15 protein-coding genes are annotated in these 16,505 nt (G+C 32.6%); 8 read left to right on the forward strand and 7 right to left on the reverse strand.

Annotation, left to right across the window (positions count from 1 at the left end):
* Together D1818_RS16260 and D1818_RS16265 are read left to right on the forward strand one after the other, a co-directional pair.
* A complete protein-coding gene (locus tag D1818_RS16260; RefSeq protein WP_118463829.1) occupies positions 1-1,341 on the forward strand; it encodes a dihydroorotase in 1,341 nt (446 codons plus the stop codon).
* Positions 1,342-1,436: 95 nt separating this feature from the next.
* Positions 1,437-1,964 (forward strand): DUF4296 domain-containing protein, encoded by a 528-nt coding sequence (locus D1818_RS16265; protein WP_118460034.1) that lies wholly within the window; start codon positions 1,437-1,439, stop codon positions 1,962-1,964.
* Here D1818_RS16265 and D1818_RS16270 read toward each other — a convergent pair.
* On the reverse strand, positions 1,933-2,943 hold the full coding sequence (locus tag D1818_RS16270) for an NAD-dependent epimerase/dehydratase family protein (protein ID WP_118460035.1): 1,011 nt from the start codon (positions 2,941-2,943) through the stop codon (positions 1,933-1,935). The two genes, D1818_RS16265 and D1818_RS16270, sit on opposite strands and share 32 nt — an antisense overlap.
* A 59-nt stretch (positions 2,944-3,002) precedes the next feature.
* Positions 3,003-5,957, reverse strand: coding sequence for a CHAT domain-containing protein (locus tag D1818_RS16275; protein WP_158596889.1), 2,955 nt, complete (start codon positions 5,955-5,957; stop codon positions 3,003-3,005).
* 145 nt (positions 5,958-6,102) lie between these two features.
* Here D1818_RS16275 and D1818_RS16280 point away from each other — a divergent pair, with 145 nt between their 5' ends.
* From D1818_RS16280 to tyrS, 3 genes are all read left to right on the forward strand, one after another.
* Positions 6,103-6,687 carry an RNA polymerase sigma factor gene (locus D1818_RS16280; RefSeq protein ID WP_118460037.1) on the forward strand — a complete coding sequence of 195 codons (585 nt, stop codon included), beginning with the start codon at positions 6,103-6,105 and terminating at the stop codon, positions 6,685-6,687.
* 1 nt (position 6,688) lies between these two features.
* Positions 6,689-7,423, forward strand: coding sequence for a tol-pal system YbgF family protein (locus D1818_RS16285; RefSeq protein ID WP_118460038.1), 735 nt, complete (start codon positions 6,689-6,691; stop codon positions 7,421-7,423).
* Between the two features lie 95 nt (positions 7,424-7,518).
* Entirely contained in the window at positions 7,519-8,814 is a 1,296-nt protein-coding gene (gene tyrS, locus D1818_RS16290) for a tyrosine--tRNA ligase (RefSeq protein WP_118460039.1), read from the forward strand.
* Positions 8,815-8,896: 82 nt separating this feature from the next.
* Here tyrS and D1818_RS16295 read toward each other — a convergent pair whose 3' ends face one another.
* From D1818_RS16295 to D1818_RS16305, 3 genes are all read right to left on the reverse strand, one after another.
* Complete coding sequence (locus tag D1818_RS16295; protein ID WP_118460040.1) at positions 8,897-9,748, reverse strand: M12 family metallopeptidase; 852 nt, start codon at positions 9,746-9,748, stop codon at positions 8,897-8,899.
* Positions 9,749-9,965: 217 nt separating this feature from the next.
* Positions 9,966-10,415 (reverse strand): YHS domain-containing (seleno)protein, encoded by a 450-nt coding sequence (locus D1818_RS16300; protein WP_118463832.1) that lies wholly within the window; start codon positions 10,413-10,415, stop codon positions 9,966-9,968.
* A gap of 244 nt (positions 10,416-10,659) precedes the next feature.
* Entirely contained in the window at positions 10,660-11,640 is a 981-nt protein-coding gene (locus tag D1818_RS16305) for an acyl transferase (protein WP_118460041.1), read from the reverse strand.
* 121 nt (positions 11,641-11,761) lie between these two features.
* Here D1818_RS16305 and D1818_RS25620 point away from each other — a divergent pair, with 121 nt between their 5' ends.
* Positions 11,762-12,193, forward strand: a complete 432-nt coding sequence (locus tag D1818_RS25620; RefSeq protein WP_205487255.1) for a helix-turn-helix domain-containing protein — start codon at positions 11,762-11,764, stop codon at positions 12,191-12,193.
* Positions 12,190-13,041: an IS3 family transposase gene (locus tag D1818_RS16310; RefSeq protein ID WP_233558671.1), complete on the forward strand. Its 852-nt coding sequence runs from the start codon at positions 12,190-12,192 to the stop codon at positions 13,039-13,041. The genes D1818_RS25620 and D1818_RS16310 overlap by 4 nt, the downstream gene beginning before the upstream one ends.
* A gap of 124 nt (positions 13,042-13,165) precedes the next feature.
* On the opposite strand, the gene D1818_RS16315 is transcribed toward D1818_RS16310, so the two are convergent.
* A complete protein-coding gene (locus D1818_RS16315) occupies positions 13,166-13,495 on the reverse strand; it encodes a T9SS type A sorting domain-containing protein (protein WP_118460042.1) in 330 nt (109 codons plus the stop codon).
* Between the two features lie 307 nt (positions 13,496-13,802).
* Between D1818_RS16315 and D1818_RS16320 the strand changes: the two genes are divergently transcribed.
* The gene (locus D1818_RS16320; protein WP_118460043.1) at positions 13,803-15,209 is read left to right on the forward strand and encodes an MATE family efflux transporter; all 1,407 of its coding nucleotides are present in this window, start codon (positions 13,803-13,805) and stop codon (positions 15,207-15,209) included.
* 60 nt (positions 15,210-15,269) lie between these two features.
* On the opposite strand, the gene D1818_RS16325 is transcribed toward D1818_RS16320, so the two are convergent.
* On the reverse strand, positions 15,270-16,475 hold the full coding sequence (locus D1818_RS16325; protein WP_118460044.1) for a hypothetical protein: 1,206 nt from the start codon (positions 16,473-16,475) through the stop codon (positions 15,270-15,272).
* Positions 16,476-16,505 lie beyond the last annotated feature (30 nt).

Here is a 16,505-nt window from a genome sequence, read left to right on the forward strand (position 1 = left end):
ATGAATAAAGTATTGATTAAGAATACTAACATTATTAATGAAGGAAAGATTTTTAATGGAGATGTATATATAGAGAATGGTTTTTTTAAAGAAATCTCTTCACAGATTAGTGCCAAATCTCCTGATGTACAGGTCTTTGATGCAGAAGGGAAATATCTTTTGCCAGGTGTTATTGATGATCAGGTTCATTTTAGAGAACCAGGACTAACACATAAAGCTACTATAGAAACGGAATCTAAAGCTGCAATAGCTGGAGGGATTACTTCTTTTATTGAAATGCCTAATACAAATCCGCAAACAACTACTATAGAAAAGCTTGAGGAAAAGTTCGAAATAGCCGCTAAAACCAGTTATGCTAACTATTCTTTTATGTTTGGAGGTACTAACGATAATCTAGAAGAGATATTAAAGGTAGATCGCAATAAAGTTGCAGGACTTAAGTTGTTTTTAGGTTCTTCTACAGGAAATATGTTGGTAGATAATCCCGAAGTATTAGAAAAAATCTTCTCATCTACTGATTTGTTAATTTCTGTACACTGTGAGGATGAAGAGACGATAAGAAATAATACGGCGAAATATAAAGAGCAGTATGGTGAGGATATACCTATTGAGATGCATCCGATTATTAGAAGTGAAGAAGCTTGTTATATATCTTCCTCTAGAGCCGTAGCATTGGCCAAAAAGACAGGTGCTAGATTACACGTTTTTCATCTTTCTACAGCAAAGGAATTAGAATTGTTTACGAATAAGATTCCGTTAAAAGATAAAAAGATCACCGCAGAAGTTTGTATACATCACCTTTGGTTTTCTGATGAGGATTATAAAGAAAAAGGAACATTGATAAAGTGGAATCCCGCAGTAAAAACATCAAAAGATAGAGAAGCACTATTTCAAGCTTTACTTAAGGATAAATTAGATGTAATTGCGACTGATCATGCGCCACATACCAAAGAAGAAAAAGATAATGTATATACAAAAGCACCTTCAGGAGGTCCTTTAGTACAACATGCATTACCTGCAATGTTAGAGTTTTATCATAAGGGCAAAATTTCGTTAGAAAAGATTGTAGAGAAAATGTGCCATAATCCTGCAATTTTATTTCAGGTAGAGAAGAGAGGCTATATAAAAGAAGGCTATTGCGCGGATGCAGTTTTAGTAGATCTTAATGCTCCTTGGACTGTTAATAGTGATAATATTGCGTATAAGTGTGGATGGTCTCCATTTGAAGGGACTACCTTTAAATCAAGAATTACACATACTTTTGTGAACGGAAGTTTAGTGTATAAGAATTTTAAGTTCTATGATGTTAAAAATGCACAACGATTAACTTTTGACCGATAACGTAAGTGTTAGAAAATTTTTAGAGTAAGAACTCAGTAGTTAGAAATATTCTCAGCTTAATGATTTACTTATAATAATTGATAAAATTTAAATGCGTGAAAAAAGGAATAGTATATAGTTTTTTTTCTTTGGTTCTTATTGTTTTTTCTTGTCAAAGTTTGGATAAAGGACAAAAGCCAGAAAATCTACTATCAGAAGATAAAATGGTAGAGATACTTACAGATATTGCTTTTGTGAAAGCAGCAAAAGGAAGTTATAAAAAAGTTTTTGATGTTAAAAAAATAAACCCTGAATCTTATATCTTAAAAAAACATGGTGTAGATAGTTTAGTATTTGCCGAAAATAATAATTGGTATATCAATCAATTGGATGAATATGAAGAGATTTTTAAAAGGGTAAAAAACAACCTAGAGAAATCGAAGGTGAAATTTGAGAAACTAAAAAAAGAAGAAGATTCCATACAAAAGATAAAAGATTCTATTAAAAAAGCAACAAAAGGTATCAAGCTCGAAAAAAAATCATCTATTGATGAAGAATTTTTAATAGAAGAAGAGATAGAAAACGCAATCAAGAAAAGAAACAAGTCAAAACCTATTCCTCCTTCAGGAAAAAAGAAGCAGTAGTTTCTATTGCTTTATTTACAGGTGTAAAACTATAAATAAGCTCTTTTTTTATCTTTTCATTTTCATATAAAGAATTAGAAAAAGCACTTTTTATTGAAGATTTGAATATTGATTGCTTTGTTCGGAAAACGAAATGACTAAATTGTTGTAGATAGTACGCTGTTTTCATTAGAAAAGGAGACACTTTCTTTTTTGGGATAGGTTTGTTAAGAGCTTCCGCAATTAGAGAAAATACATTTTTGAAACTTAAATTTTCACTCACTAAGATGTATCTCTCATTTTTTATTTCACTATTCATAAGGCGGTGCATGATCTTTACTACGTCATCAACAGCTACATATCCAGTAGTTCCAGTAGTGAAGTATTTCATTCCTTTATAGATTTTTTTAAATAGATATCCACTACCAGAATTAAAAAAACCAGGACCTATAATGATACCGGGATTTACAATTACTGCGTTAAGTCCTTCTTGAGTTCCGCGCCATACCTCCATCTCAGCACCGTATTTGGTAATGGCATAGACAGAATCAGAGACCTCGGGATTCCATTCTGTAGTTTCGTTAATTGGATTTTGAAAAGTGTTTTCACTTAAAGTTGCTATCGAACTTACGTAACAAAGCTTTTGTATCTTATGGATCAATGATAGGTTTACAATATTTGCCGTTCCTTCTATATTTATTTTGCGTAGTTTTTTGTAGTGTGATGGATTAAAAGATATCATAGCTGCGCAGTGATACACTTGAGTAATTCCTTCAAAAGCAATACTTAGTGTCGGAATGTCATTAAGATCTCCTTGTATCCATTCAATAGTCTCAAAGGCATTATGATCTTCCGGTTTAGAGCATTTCAAAAAAACTGTTTTTGCGTATTCCTTTTTAGCAGTTGTTCTATATAAAGCACGTATCTGATGTTTTTCTTCCGCCAGTTTTATTAATAAATGTGTGCCTACTAAACCTGTTGCTCCGGTAACTAATATCATAGTATTTATTCTATCACACTAATGTAAACAATTAGGAATAAATATTTTGTTTTACTTATTTAAAAAGAAGCTTTCCTTTTTCTAAGCCAAACAATACCAAAAAATAGTATGATAAACACTGCCAATCCAGTTGCCCAATACCAAGAATAATCATTGCTAAACTGAATTGGAGAAACATCGCCTAACAAATAAAAACCTCCCCAATAAAACGGGTTTGTACGATTAATGTTAGCGGTGTTTAAATATTGTAACTTTGCCTGTTGTAGTGCTTTTGCTTTATTCATGCCAGCTTTTAAGTTGGTATAGAAATACTTCATCAATTCTGGAGTAGTTTGATCTGATACTTCCCAACTACTTAATAATAGGCTTTTAGTTCCCGCATATTGAAATGCAGTTCCTAAGCTCATAACACCTTCTCCTTTTGCAATTTTGCCTGTACCAGTATTGCAAGCACTTAATACTGTTAACTCTGAAGGGATGTCTAAAGCAAATAATTCGTGACTGTACAATAGATTATCTTCTATGGTATCCTTATTTTGAGTGAAAAATAATTTAGAATTTTCTGGTCGTTCATTATCTACCTCACCGTGTAATGCTAGATGTAGGATATTGTACTGGCTAGCATTTTTCTTAAAGTTAGCCTCTATAGCTTCTGATCCGTAGAAATAGTTTCCGTCTATAATATTTGCGATTGCTTTGATTTCTTTGCGAGTTCCAGGGAGGTCATCTCCAGTATCTCTTAGCGCAGCCATACTAAGGGTCTCACTTGTTATAATGTTTGTGGTGTCCGAAAACGAAAATGCTAGACATTCCTTTAATTTATTAGATTTTTTACTGCTTAGGAGAGGGGTAAATAAAAGGTTAGCAGAATTGGCGTAACTAATCGTATAATCTTTTAATAAATAAGATAGTTTTTTAGGGTTGTTGGAACCATCATCTTTAGTAAGTAGTAAATCAAAATTCAGATGCCATAATGGACCATCCGGGCTGATAATCAAATTATCACCAACGATTTGATCTTTGATAGGACTGATCAATTGCTGGTATAGTTCAAGCGCATTACTTTTATAGCTAGCAATATTTTTATCTGTAATTGATGTTCTTAATTCTTCAATGTTCTCTGTAAGTTTTAGAGTAGTGAATTTTTTTACATCAATTTTACTTTTTGAAATGGTAAAGGCATAGGTAGTACTATCAGCTGTAAAAAATTCCAAAAAGGTAGTTTTGTTATCCAGTTTTTGTTGAATATCATTGATAGAAATAATCTCGTTTTGATGTTTTAGTTGATAATAGTTAGGATAGTTTTTCTCTAAAGCTTCTGTTAAGGAGTCTTTTCTTCTAGACAGATTGAATAATTTATTTTCATAGTTCGAAATACTACCAGAATCTATTTTTTGTGCAGAACGTTCTTTAGTGATTTGCGATTGATAAAAAGCGTGATCAATTCTTAACTTTTTTTCTAATGACACAAGTTTTGAAGGTAAACCTGCAAAACTTTTTGCATTAGCATCATTTAGTAGTCCTTTTAGGGTATTAGCCTTGCTCTTTTCTGAAAACAGAAATGCTTGATGTATTGCATCTTTATGTTGATTGTGATTATGAAGAAGTAATTGAGCATCAATAGCACCTTGATAAATCTCCTTAACTTTGTTAGCAAAAGTTACTCGATCTTTATAATTGCTTAAGGTTCCTCTAATACTATTTGTTAAGGTATCTGCTTTTTGATAAACACGGATACTATTTTTAAGGCTTTGGACGCTGTCTTTATTTGGAAAGTAATTCTGAAAGGTTTTAGCTTTGAATAGTAAGGTTTCTAAAGCAATATTCGAGTCAAAAAAATGTAAATTTCTACTTTCAGAGATGGAATTTGTTTTTAAGGCGTGTTCGTAATACGTTATGGCTTCTGAAAATTCTTTTGTTTTATTTAAAGTGTTTCCAATATAATTATAAATGTTTGCGACCATTCCGTAATTAATACTGGATTGATTTAAATTTATACGTACTGCTTTTTTGTAGTTTATTAATGCTTTTTCATATTCTTTTTTTCCATCAAAACTAATACCAATAAGAAAATATGAATTAGCAATATATTGATGATCTTCTCCAAGTTCATTTAGCCTTATGTTTAAAGCTTTGTTATAAAAATCGAGAGATTTATCATAATCTTTCAAATCATAATAAACGAGTCCAATATTATAATAGGAATTGGATACCCTTATATGCTTATCGCCATATAATTTTATATATATCTGTAAAGCTTCTCTATATTTTATTAAAGCCTCTTTGTATTGTTTGTTTCCACGTAGGGCGACGCCAATATTATTTAGATTAGTAGCTACTTCTAAATTGTTTGAGCCGAAAGTTTCGATAGAAATAATTAATGATTGTTTGAAATATTCTAATGCTTTAGTGTGTTGTTTTTTTTCAATGTAAATTCTTCCAATTTCGTTTAAACTATATGATAGATTTGAATTCTTTTTTTTGTGACGCTTTTTTATAGATAAGCTTTTTTTATGATATTCTATTGATTTGTCGTATTCTCCTTTAGCATATGAAATGAATCCTAAATTAGCTAATGTAGAAGAAAAACTTATATGATTTTTAGGTAAGATTTTCTTTTTTATTCTATAGGACTTTTGATAATAACTTAGAGCAGTTTCTATATCAGACTTTTTTATTTCGTGATAGTTTCCAATATATTCATAAGAAACTGTTTTTTCGATAGAGTTTTCAGGAAGGTGCTTTTTGCATATGTCAAGACTTTTTTTTGCAGCGAAATATGATGAATCTAGTTTTTGGAGTTGAAACTGAATATAAGCTATTTCATTATAGCAATTGGCTACTTTTTTCCATGCTTTCACATTTTTGTATAAGGGTAGTGCCTTTTTAAAATATACGATAGAATTATCTAGTTTTCTATCAACTAACAGAGAATCTGCTTTTTTAAAATACTCAGAAGCTAAAATCGTATCATTTACATTTTGTGCATCGATATAGTTGAAAGAGATTATCATAATAAAAAACACACATTTTGTTATATTGAAATAACATTCGAAACGTTTCATAAGGGAATTCTATATTTATTAATAGCAAAGAACGTAAAAATGTTACTTTTACATTAGAAAAAGGTAACAGATTACCGTTTGGAGACATTAACTTATGAATAACCCCAAGGAACGTAAAATTTTAGAAGGAATTGCGGCAGGAGATACTGCAATTATAAAAGCTTTCTATAAGAAGAATTATAACTATATCAGGGGTTACATTCTTCAGAATTCTGGCGAAGAGGAAGATGCAGAAGATGTATTTCAGGATGCTTTGGTTGTGATGTATCAAAAACTAAGATCAGGTACATTAGATATTAATGTTTCTATACGAACCTATTTTTATGCCATTTGTAAGAATACTTGGAGAAGTCGATTACGAAAGAAAAAAAAAATAATCTTTGATGATGAGTTAATAGAAGCAAATGAAGAATCTGAAGAGTATATTGTAGAAGATATAGAGGAAAAAGAACGGGAGCATGTATATCGTAAATACTTCCTCAAACTAAGTGATGCCTGTAAAGAAGTGTTAAGTTTAGTTTTTGCAGGTAACAATATGAAAGAAATAGCTCGTATTACTGGATATGCAGAAGGATATGCACGAAAAAAGAAATTTGAGTGTAAAAAATCTTTATTGTATATGATAGAAGAAGATCCTGTATATCAGGAGTTAAAAATAACTTCTGAAAAAGAATCATAATATGGAAAGGACTCAGGAATTATTTGAAAAAATAGAAGGGTATCTTGCTCAGACATTATCAGAGGAAGAAGTACTTGCCTTTGAAAAAGAAATAGCTGAAGATTCTGAACTTGAACGTGAACTAGAAAAGCAACGTGAGTTACATCGAGTCTTGAGTGATAGAGATACGCTTAATTTTAAAGAGAAATTGCAAAAAATCAGTGCAGAAGTAAAAAAAGAACAACTAAAAAGTAACACCTATTTTTCATATTGGAAAATTGCAGCTTCTATTATTATTATACTAGGAGTAGGAACATTGTTATGGAATAACTTGAATAAAACAGATAGCTTCTCGGAGTTGTATGCCTCTTATTATAGGCCTTATCCTGCAGAAGATGTTACAAGAGGAGATACTGCTAACGAATGGGATGACATCGTTAAAAATTACTCTAAAGGTAATTATGATACGGTGATCTCTAAACTTGAGAAAACTATTTCTATTAGTGCATCGGAACAGTTTAGATTATATCTGGGCAATAGTTATCTTAATAGTGGAAAAGAACAAGAAGCCATACTCCAGTTTGAAATGATAAGTGATGCGAGTAGGTACCGCGAAGCTGCTAATTGGTATCGTTCACTTACACATCTTAAACTAGGAGAAATTAAAAAATCTTCAGAGATTCTTAAGGAAATCATTAATTATAATGGAGTTTACAAAGAAAAAGCGATGCAACTGAAAGCAGAGTTGAAGGAGTGATAAAAGACGAGATTGATAAAACGATTTCTCAGTTATTCATAGCGCTATATAATCCATATTTTTATCTTTGCCGCGTCTAATAGAATTATATTACAATGGCCGTAAACTTTATAGAAGAACTACGCTGGAGAGGGATGTTGCATGATGCTATGCCTGGTACAGAAGAATACCTAATGGAACAAATGAGAGCTGCATATGTTGGGTTTGATCCTACTGCAGATTCTTTACATATTGGAAATCTAGTTCCTATTATGTTATTAGCACATTATCAACGTGCTGGTCATAAACCTTTTGCTCTGGTTGGGGGTGCCACTGGAATGATTGGAGATCCTTCTGGCAAATCAGCAGAACGAAACCTTCTAGACGAAAAAACTTTACGACACAATCAGGAAGCTATAAAATCGCAGTTGGCGCAGTTTTTAGATTTCGAGGGAGATGCTGCTAATGCTGCCGTATTGGTTAATAACTATGACTGGATGAAGGAATTCTCCTTTCTTGATTTTATTAGGGATGTAGGTAAGCATATTACCGTAAACTATATGATGGCTAAGGATTCTGTAAAGAACAGAATTTCTTCAGAGTCTTCTGATGGAATGTCCTTCACAGAGTTTACGTATCAATTAGTACAGGGATATGATTTCTTGCATTTATACAAAGAACATGAATGCACACTGCAAATGGGAGGTAGTGATCAATGGGGTAATATCACTACAGGTACCGAGTTAATAAGACGTATTGGTGGAGGAAAAGGATATGCACTAACCTGTCCATTAATTACGAAGTCTGATGGATCTAAGTTTGGTAAATCTGAAGGAGGAAATGTTTGGCTAGATGCCAAAAGAACGTCACCATATAAATTTTATCAGTACTGGTTGAATACGAGTGATGAGGATGCTGAGAAGTATATTAAGATTTTTACTTTTTTGACAAAAGAAGAAATCGAAAGTTTAGTTGCTACACATGCTGAAGCTCCGCATCAGAGAATTCTTCAGAAAAAATTAGCCGAAGAAATTACCGTTATGGTACATTCTCAGCAAGATTTGGATAACGCAATCAAAGCATCTAATATCCTATTTGGAAAGTCTACTTCTGAAGACCTGAAAGGGTTGGATGAAGCTACATTCCTAGATGTTTTTGAAGGGGTGCCTCAGGCTGAAGTTTCCAATGGGCTAATTAATGATGGATTAGATATCATTGGAGCATTGGCAGAACATACAGGATTCCTGAAGTCTAATGGAGAGGCAAGAAGAGCTCTTAAAGAGAATTCTATCTCAGTGAACAAGGAAAAGGTAAAAGAAGGGTATTCTATAACTTCTAATGATTTGATTAATGATCAATTTGTTTTACTACAAAGAGGAAAGAAAAATTATTTTGTAATTAGAGTAGTATAAAGTAATCTGAGATTTAGAGATACTATAAAAGGCGTATACATAAAGATAATGTATACGCCTTTCCTATACTATGAGGCGAAATTTAGTTATAAATTTTATTTACTACTCTTACATCTCTATTACTTAGTCCATTTCTCTGTACATTAAAGGTGTTTCCATTCTTTCTGGTAATTGTAGGTCGCCCGTTTTTAGAGAAAAAGAAAGAACCGTACATCATCACTGATCCTAAATCAAAATTAGTAGTCTTTACGTTAGAAGCGGCTTCTTTTCTAAAATTACCTTCTCTACCAGGAATGATATTCTGAAAATTAATAGTCACATTTTGATCTCGTCTTGGGTGTGATTGCTCATGGAACATACCTACTGCATGACCAATTTCATGAATAGTATTACCTGTAGTGCAGCCACTAGCAAGAGATATGATTTGGCGACCACCTATTTTACCGATGTAAGAATAGCATCCTCCATCATCTGTAAAGTATACATAATTCCGTTGGTTGGTTCTTCTAACAAAACGAACTTTTGTTTTGTTTTTCCAATGATTCATTGCGTTGGTTACACGACTTTTGTTGGGTAAACGACTATCTATTACGTAAGGAACAACATAAACGTTTCCTGATTTCGGCCATCTTCTGGCAGAATTATTAAGAATGGTTCCCTTTTCGATACTATTGGTTTCTTCTACTTGTTCTGGAGACAAGATCATATCACCTAAAACTAAATTACCGTCTATTTCGTTAAATTCGGTTTCACTACCAAAAAAAGGTTTGATAACCGTTTGCTCATTCGAAGTTAATGGATACTTTTCGAATGAGGTGTTGGATTTTGGTAATTCTTGTGCGACCTCTTCTGATATAGAATCGTTTTGGCAATTTGCGAATAATAGTACAGATACTCCTAAAGCAGTTACGCTTATAAACTTGTTGATTTTCATTGTGTTAAAATTTAAGTTGGATGTCTATAACGAGCGATTCTCACTTAATATTTTAAACCTATAGCGTATTTAACAATGGTATTTTATCAGATTTCGATACTATAATAACTCAAAAAAAAACAAAGCCTGCAAGAATCTCTTCTTAGCAGGCTTTGTCAACTAACCAATCAATTATTGAAAAAAACTTAGCATTCTATATGTATATCGATAGTATCGATTATTTTTTCGTTTTTATTTTTTGCCAATTTATATCAGCTTTATTCTTTAAATCTTCAGCTCCTTCCTTATTCCATTTAGTTAAGGTATTGACTCCCCAAGAATTATAGAATAAGTATAGTTTTCCATCTCGTATTTCGTATGTTTCAGGATCAATATCCACTTTATCTGCATTAGCTCCTACTGCATAAGCACAGTAACCTCCATATTGTGGAACAAATTTTTCTGGGTTGTTTTTAAACTTTTCCAGATTTTCCTGACTTACAAATTTATATTTTACATTATCATGAGTAGTAATAAACTTACTAACTCCTTTTACTGCTTTATTATTAAAATACTCTGTAACATCGTATCCTTCTGCAACAAATCCTTTTTTAACATTGTAGTCAATCTGCTGAGCTGTTAAAGAAGCAGTTATTCCTAAAAACAATATAACAATGAACTTTTTCATTTTTTGTAATCGTGTTTTTTTTGTTGTTACAACCATTCAGTCGTGAAAAAATCAGAACATTACAATTTTAACATAATTATAAGTTTTTAGAAGATATAGAGATAGAATTTAATATTCTTTTAATCTAAAATCACTTACACCTATAAATACGATTTCTAAAACTAAAAGTTGCAGAAAAGTGGAGATGTTATTAAAATTTAGTTGGAATTTTTAGTTGTGGAAAAAATAGCATTTTAGGAGATACTTATAATGCCATTAAATTACACCCTCTAATGTCGCTATGATCAAATCTACCAAGAATTTCAAAACTACGGTTGTCGTAAGTTTTTCCAAGATCTTGACTAGCGATAAATGAACAGGAATTTATGTTAGCCAGATCAATAATATTGACCCCTCCTGTTTTATTACTTGGTAAGGGAGTTAAAGCATCTTCGGGATCACGAGTTGAAACTTTCATCCAAGGAGGGCAATAAAAGATTCCATCACCTTTAGAATACGCCTGGGATAATAACTCAGTCATGCCGTATTCACTATGAATTGTGGATACACGAAAACCCTTTTTAAGAATCTGGTGTAGTTGTCCTCGTATCATTTCTTTTCTTCTGCCTTTCATTCCCCCGGTTTCCATGATAATCGTATCCTTATTTAGTGAGATGTCATAGTTTTCGACAAGATCTAATAATGCAAAAGAAACTCCAATAAGTAATACTTTTTTACCTTGTTTGGTTAGTTGTTTTAACATGGTTACCAACTTTTCTGTTTGGTCCAGATAGAATCCACTTTTCGGTTCCTGACTTTCTTTAATTAGTTTGTCCGCCATATAAACTAATGAAGAACCTTCACGTTCTAGATAGGATGGTAAAAGAGCCAAAATTGTGTAATCTCTGATATCTCCATAGAAATGCTGAAACCCTTTTCTAAAACTACTTTCATAAATATTTAAATTAGTCACATAATGTTTACTAGTGATGCTTCCTGTGGTTCCGCTGCTGGTAAAAATTTGCTGAATACTAGATGGAGAACTAACAATTTTTTCTTGCTTGAAAAATTCAATAGGCAGAAATGGAATATCACGGCTGTTTTTTATGGAACTTTTAGTAACTCCCAAAAGGTTACAAAATCGCTGGTATATCTTACAATTAATATATTGATGTTGAAAAACTCTCAATGCGGCTTTTTCAAAATCTTGATCATTTTGAATTGTAAAAATAGTTTCAGCCAGCATAGGAATTAATAAGGTGTTTTAATTTAAAACAAAGGTATAAAAAAACACTCTGGATGAATAGAGTGTTTTTTTATATAATATTTGTCTCGTCCTGAAATATCGTTACACTAAAATGTTATTTATGGAGTCATTACATTCAAATTATGTAAAGCGTACACAGAAGGATTACAGTTTATCCTTTAAGCTACAAGTTGTTCAAGAGATTGAACAAGGCTTATTAACAAGAACTCAAGCTTTGGATAAGTATGGTATTCAAGCAAGATCTACGATTCGCACTTGGTTAAAAAAATATGGTAAATTTGATTATGATTTTAGTGTAAATAGATCCATGTCCAAAACACCTGAACAACGTATTTTAGAATTAGAACAGCAAGTCAAGTTTTTAGAGAAACAAAAAGCAAGAGCTGAATTTTTAGCAGAGCGTGCGGATAAGAAAGCAATTATATTTGATATGATGATTGATATCGCCGAAGAGGAATTTAATATTCCGATCAGAAAAAAGCACGTACCCGAGTTATCGAAAAATATAGCCAAGAAAAACAAGAAAGCATAACTGCTACCTGTGATTTACTCGGGGTGAATAGACAGGTGTATTATAGAGCTATTCGGTCTTATCAAGACAAACAAAAACTAAGTAAAAAGGTAATTGATTTAGTAAATACCATTCGCATATCAATGCCTAGAATCGGTACAAGAAAATTATTTCATCTTTTAAAATCTCAACTCAAAGTAATCGGAGTTGGTCGCGATAAGCTATTTAAAATACTAAAGGCTAATAACTTGTTGATTTTACCTAAAAAGAACTATCATGTAACTACGGATTCTCATCATAGATTTAGAAAACATAAAAATCGAATAAAAGATGTTGAATTTATCAGACCAGAACAAGTATGGGTCAGTGATATAACTTATATAGGAAATAGGGAAAATCCATGTTATTTGGCTTTAATCACGGATGCTTATTCTAAAAAAATAATGGGATATAATGTATCAAATAGTCTAAGTGTAAAAGGATCTTTAACAGCTTTAGATATGGCTATTTCTAATAGAGATTATAATGAAAAACCTATAATTCATCATTCCGATAGAGGATTACAGTATTGTTCCAATGAATATCAAAAAACATTAAACATCAATAATATTAGCCCTAGTATGACTGAAAAATATGACCCTTACGAAAATGCCATAGCAGAAAGAATTAATGGAATTCTTAAACAAGAATTTGCTATTGACAAGTATGATACTTCAATGCAAATCAAAACCAAACTGGTTCAAAATGCAATCCGCATTTATAATCAGATAAGACCTCATTTATCTAATTCAATGTTAACACCTGATCAAATGCATCAACAAAATAAATTAAAAAGAAAAAGCTACAAAAAACAAAAGGTAGCAAATTAAAATTGCTACCTTGTATTTATTAATTCCTGTAACGATTATTCAGGACGTCACAATTTTAATTTTTGGTTAGATTATCAATATGATATTCCGATTTAAGGAATAAAAAAGATGATTGATTAGAACCTTATTGTCTTACCAATTTTTTAGCAGTGGTGAAATCACCAATTTTCATTCTAAGCACATAAACTCCCGGAGGCAGTGCTGAAATATTTAATTTCTCTGTAGTAATAACTTTGTATAGTACAGTTTTACCTAATACGTTAAAAACCCTACAAGTAATTGACTTTCCTGATTTAGATGTTACATTAAGAATATCACCAGAGATAGGATTAGGAAATACTTGAATCCGTTCTTCTTGGTTGTTCGAACTAGAAGATGACTGAGCCTTCACTCCATTAGAAAAGAAGAGGCTAAAAACACCGATAAATATGAGTAGTAAGTAGATTTTTTTCATAAAAAATTTATTTTGGGACTATAAAAGTACAATATTTTATTAATAATTGAGTTAGGGAGATCCTTTTTTAATGTTAAATCTCTATAAATAATGAATTTGATTTTATATCTACGGGTTTACCATTTTATAATTAAGGTTTATCGCTTGTTTTGTCGTTTCGTAAAAAAAGCGGATATTTACACTATTATGAAGTTATAAAGAATTATGTACGTCTTTTTGGAAATATCGGTCTCGGTACTAGTAAGCTAGAGAGACTTCTCTAGCGTCTTCCATCTATTTCTTTTTTTAAAACGTAATTCTTTTTCTTATGACACAAAATAAACTTACCCTTACTAAACTATTTTCTTATTTTAAAATAGCTATTTCAGGTAAAGAACAACAATTTACTTCTGGAAGTATCCGTAGAGCGGTGTTTATGCTCGCAATTCCTATGATTTTAGAAATGATAATGGAATCTATTTTTGCATTAGTAGATATCTATTGGGTTTCCGGTCTTGGTGAAAATGCCATTGCAACGGTAGGGTTAACAGAATCGGTTATCACTTTAATTTATGCTGTTGCAATTGGTCTCAGTATGGGAGTTACTGCTATCGTAGCTCGTAGAGTTGGTGAAGAGGATATCGAGGGAGCATCTCAGGCAGCGGTACAAGCTATTTTTTTAGGAACCGTGGTAGCGGTGATCATTAGCGTAATCGGAATTGTTTTTCCGAAAGAGATTTTAGCGCTTATGGGAGGAGAACCTGATTTGATCTCTGATGGATACGGATATACGCAGGTTTTGCTAGGTGGAAACATAACTATTATGTTATTGTTTTTAATCAATGCGGTTTTCCGAGGAGCAGGTGACGCTTCTGTAGCTATGAAAGTGTTGATTTTTTCTAACCTCTTAAATATTATTCTTGATCCACTTTTTATTTTCGGTTTTGGACCAATTCCGGGTTTCGGAGTACAGGGAGCTGCTATAGCAACTACTATAGGAAGAGGTAGTGCAGTGCTATTACAATTAGTAATTCTTTTCTTTGGCTGGAGTAAAATTAAGGTAACTCTTAAGGATATTGTTTTGCGTTCTAAAGTCATGATTAATTTGATCAAAGTATCTCTTGGAGGTATTGGTCAGTTTATTATAGGAACATCCAGTTGGGTTTTTTTAATGAGAATCATGGCAGAGTTTGGTAGTGAAGTTTTGGCGGGATACACTATTGCAATTAGAGTATTAATGTTTACGCTCATGCCTTCTTGGGGAATGAGTAACGCCGCTGCAACTCTTGTGGGTCAAAATCTTGGAGCGGGTAAACCTGAGAGAGCAGAACAATCTGTTTGGAAAACCGGGAAATACAATGCTTATTTTATGATTGTTGTATCTGTATTTTACCTAATATTTGCTGAGGTTATTATCAGAATTTTTAGTGTAGAACCTGAAGTCGTAAAATACGGAGCATTAAGTCTGCGTGTAATTGCAGCTGGTTATGTATTCTATGCATATGGTATGGTGGTGATTCAATCATTTAATGGCGCCGGAGATACGAAGACGCCAACTATTATTAACTTTTTCTGCTTCTGGGTATTTCAACTTCCGTTTGCTTATTTGGCAGCAATTGTTCTTGATTGGGGAGCAATGGGAGTATTTTTAGCAATTACTTTTGCCGAAATTTTAATAGCCGTAGTTGGAATTATATGGTTTAAAAAAGGAAATTGGAAATCGGTGAAGGTGTAACTGTGGTATAAAAAAACACCCTCTATTGAGGGTGTTTTAATACTATGTGAATAACTTTTTTTAGAAAGTAAATCCAGTCCAAGAGAAAGTTGCAGTATCAACAGATGGTGTTGTTCCTGCAGTAATAGTTACAGTAGCTTCTCCAGTTCCACAGTCTACATCACGGTTTTTGATATCAGTGATATCTAACCCATTAGCATCGCTAGCAGTACCAACAATGCTTGTTGCCGCAATAGCACAACCTTTACTATCTCTTAAGTCTACTAAATCACTTGCAGAAGCATCTTCATTAGCTAAACCAATATATGCTCCAGTTATAGTAGCACCACTTCCTCTTCTGATTTTAATCATATCTGCCATTTCGATAATACCTGCATTGATGATAGAGATATTTTCGATAGTAGGGTTTGATTGATTGTTGTCAGCTGGTGAGTTACCGTCAAGGTTACCATCTCCTTCGATACCTCTAGGGTCTTCAGAAATTGCTGTGTAATCAGCAGTTCTTAGTCCGTACCAATTAGATCCACCTCCAGTGTATCCTTGAGTCCAATCAAACATATCATCTCTAGCATTTACTACTAAAAGATTATCTACACTTACAGATCCTCCAAAGAATTCAATAGCATCGTCATCACCATATAAAAGAGCGATGTTACTAACAGATGTACCAGAACCAACTCCATAAAGAGTTAATCCGTTAAATTCTTTTTCTCCGTTGATTCTTGCTCCAGTATATTCTATGATCATATAATCTAAAATACCTGAATTGTCAGCAGCTTCTGTTCCACCATATTGTAATGGTAATACTTCAGTTGTAGAAGTTCCACCACCACTAATAGGAGCTTTACCGTTTATTAAAATACCACCCCAGTCTCCAGAACGAGGATTGCCAGCGTTAGAAGTAATACGGATTGGAGCTGTAGCGGTACCATCAGCTATAATAGTTCCTCCTTGTTCTACAGCAATAAATACATTTGTACCACCAGCAGTTGCTTTGATAGTGGTGTCAGCTTCTATAGTTAACGTTGCACCATCTTTTACAGAAAGAGCTCCTGTTAAAATCCAAGCTTCGCTAGCGGCAAGTGTTATGTTTCCTGTAACATTTCCTTTAAGATCTGCTACTACTAAATCTGGATCATTTTGATCAGCAATAACTCCGTCCATAGTTGGATCAATCGGTGTAATCGGTGTCCCATCGTCGTCACTTCCGCAAGATGCTACTAACAATGTAGCAATTGCTAAACTTGATAAAATTAATTTTTTCATGTTCTTCTGTTTTGAGTTTTAAATATTCGT

The sequence above is a fragment of the Aquimarina sp. BL5 genome (assembly GCF_003443675.1).
Lineage (GTDB): Bacteria > Bacteroidota > Bacteroidia > Flavobacteriales > Flavobacteriaceae > Aquimarina.

Coding starts and splice junctions, on each gene's coding strand:
- D1818_RS16260 (WP_118463829.1), top strand. CDS start 1: ATGAATAAAGTATTGATTAAGAATACTAACATTATTAATGAAGGAAAG.
- D1818_RS16270 (WP_118460035.1), bottom strand. CDS start 2,943: ATGATATTAGTTACCGGAGCAACAGGTTTAGTAGGCACACATTTATTA.
- D1818_RS16275 (WP_158596889.1), bottom strand. CDS start 5,957: ATGATAATCTCTTTCAACTATATCGATGCACAAAATGTAAATGATACG.
- D1818_RS16280 (WP_118460037.1), top strand. CDS start 6,103: ATGAATAACCCCAAGGAACGTAAAATTTTAGAAGGAATTGCGGCAGGA.
- D1818_RS16285 (WP_118460038.1), top strand. CDS start 6,689: ATGGAAAGGACTCAGGAATTATTTGAAAAAATAGAAGGGTATCTTGCT.
- tyrS (WP_118460039.1), top strand. CDS start 7,519: ATGGCCGTAAACTTTATAGAAGAACTACGCTGGAGAGGGATGTTGCAT.
- D1818_RS16295 (WP_118460040.1), bottom strand. CDS start 9,748: ATGAAAATCAACAAGTTTATAAGCGTAACTGCTTTAGGAGTATCTGTA.
- D1818_RS16300 (WP_118463832.1), bottom strand. CDS start 10,415: ATGAAAAAGTTCATTGTTATATTGTTTTTAGGAATAACTGCTTCTTTA.
- D1818_RS16305 (WP_118460041.1), bottom strand. CDS start 11,640: ATGCTGGCTGAAACTATTTTTACAATTCAAAATGATCAAGATTTTGAA.
- D1818_RS25620 (WP_205487255.1), top strand. CDS start 11,762: ATGGAGTCATTACATTCAAATTATGTAAAGCGTACACAGAAGGATTAC.
- D1818_RS16315 (WP_118460042.1), bottom strand. CDS start 13,495: ATGAAAAAAATCTACTTACTACTCATATTTATCGGTGTTTTTAGCCTC.
- D1818_RS16320 (WP_118460043.1), top strand. CDS start 13,803: ATGACACAAAATAAACTTACCCTTACTAAACTATTTTCTTATTTTAAA.
- D1818_RS16325 (WP_118460044.1), bottom strand. CDS start 16,475: ATGAAAAAATTAATTTTATCAAGTTTAGCAATTGCTACATTGTTAGTA.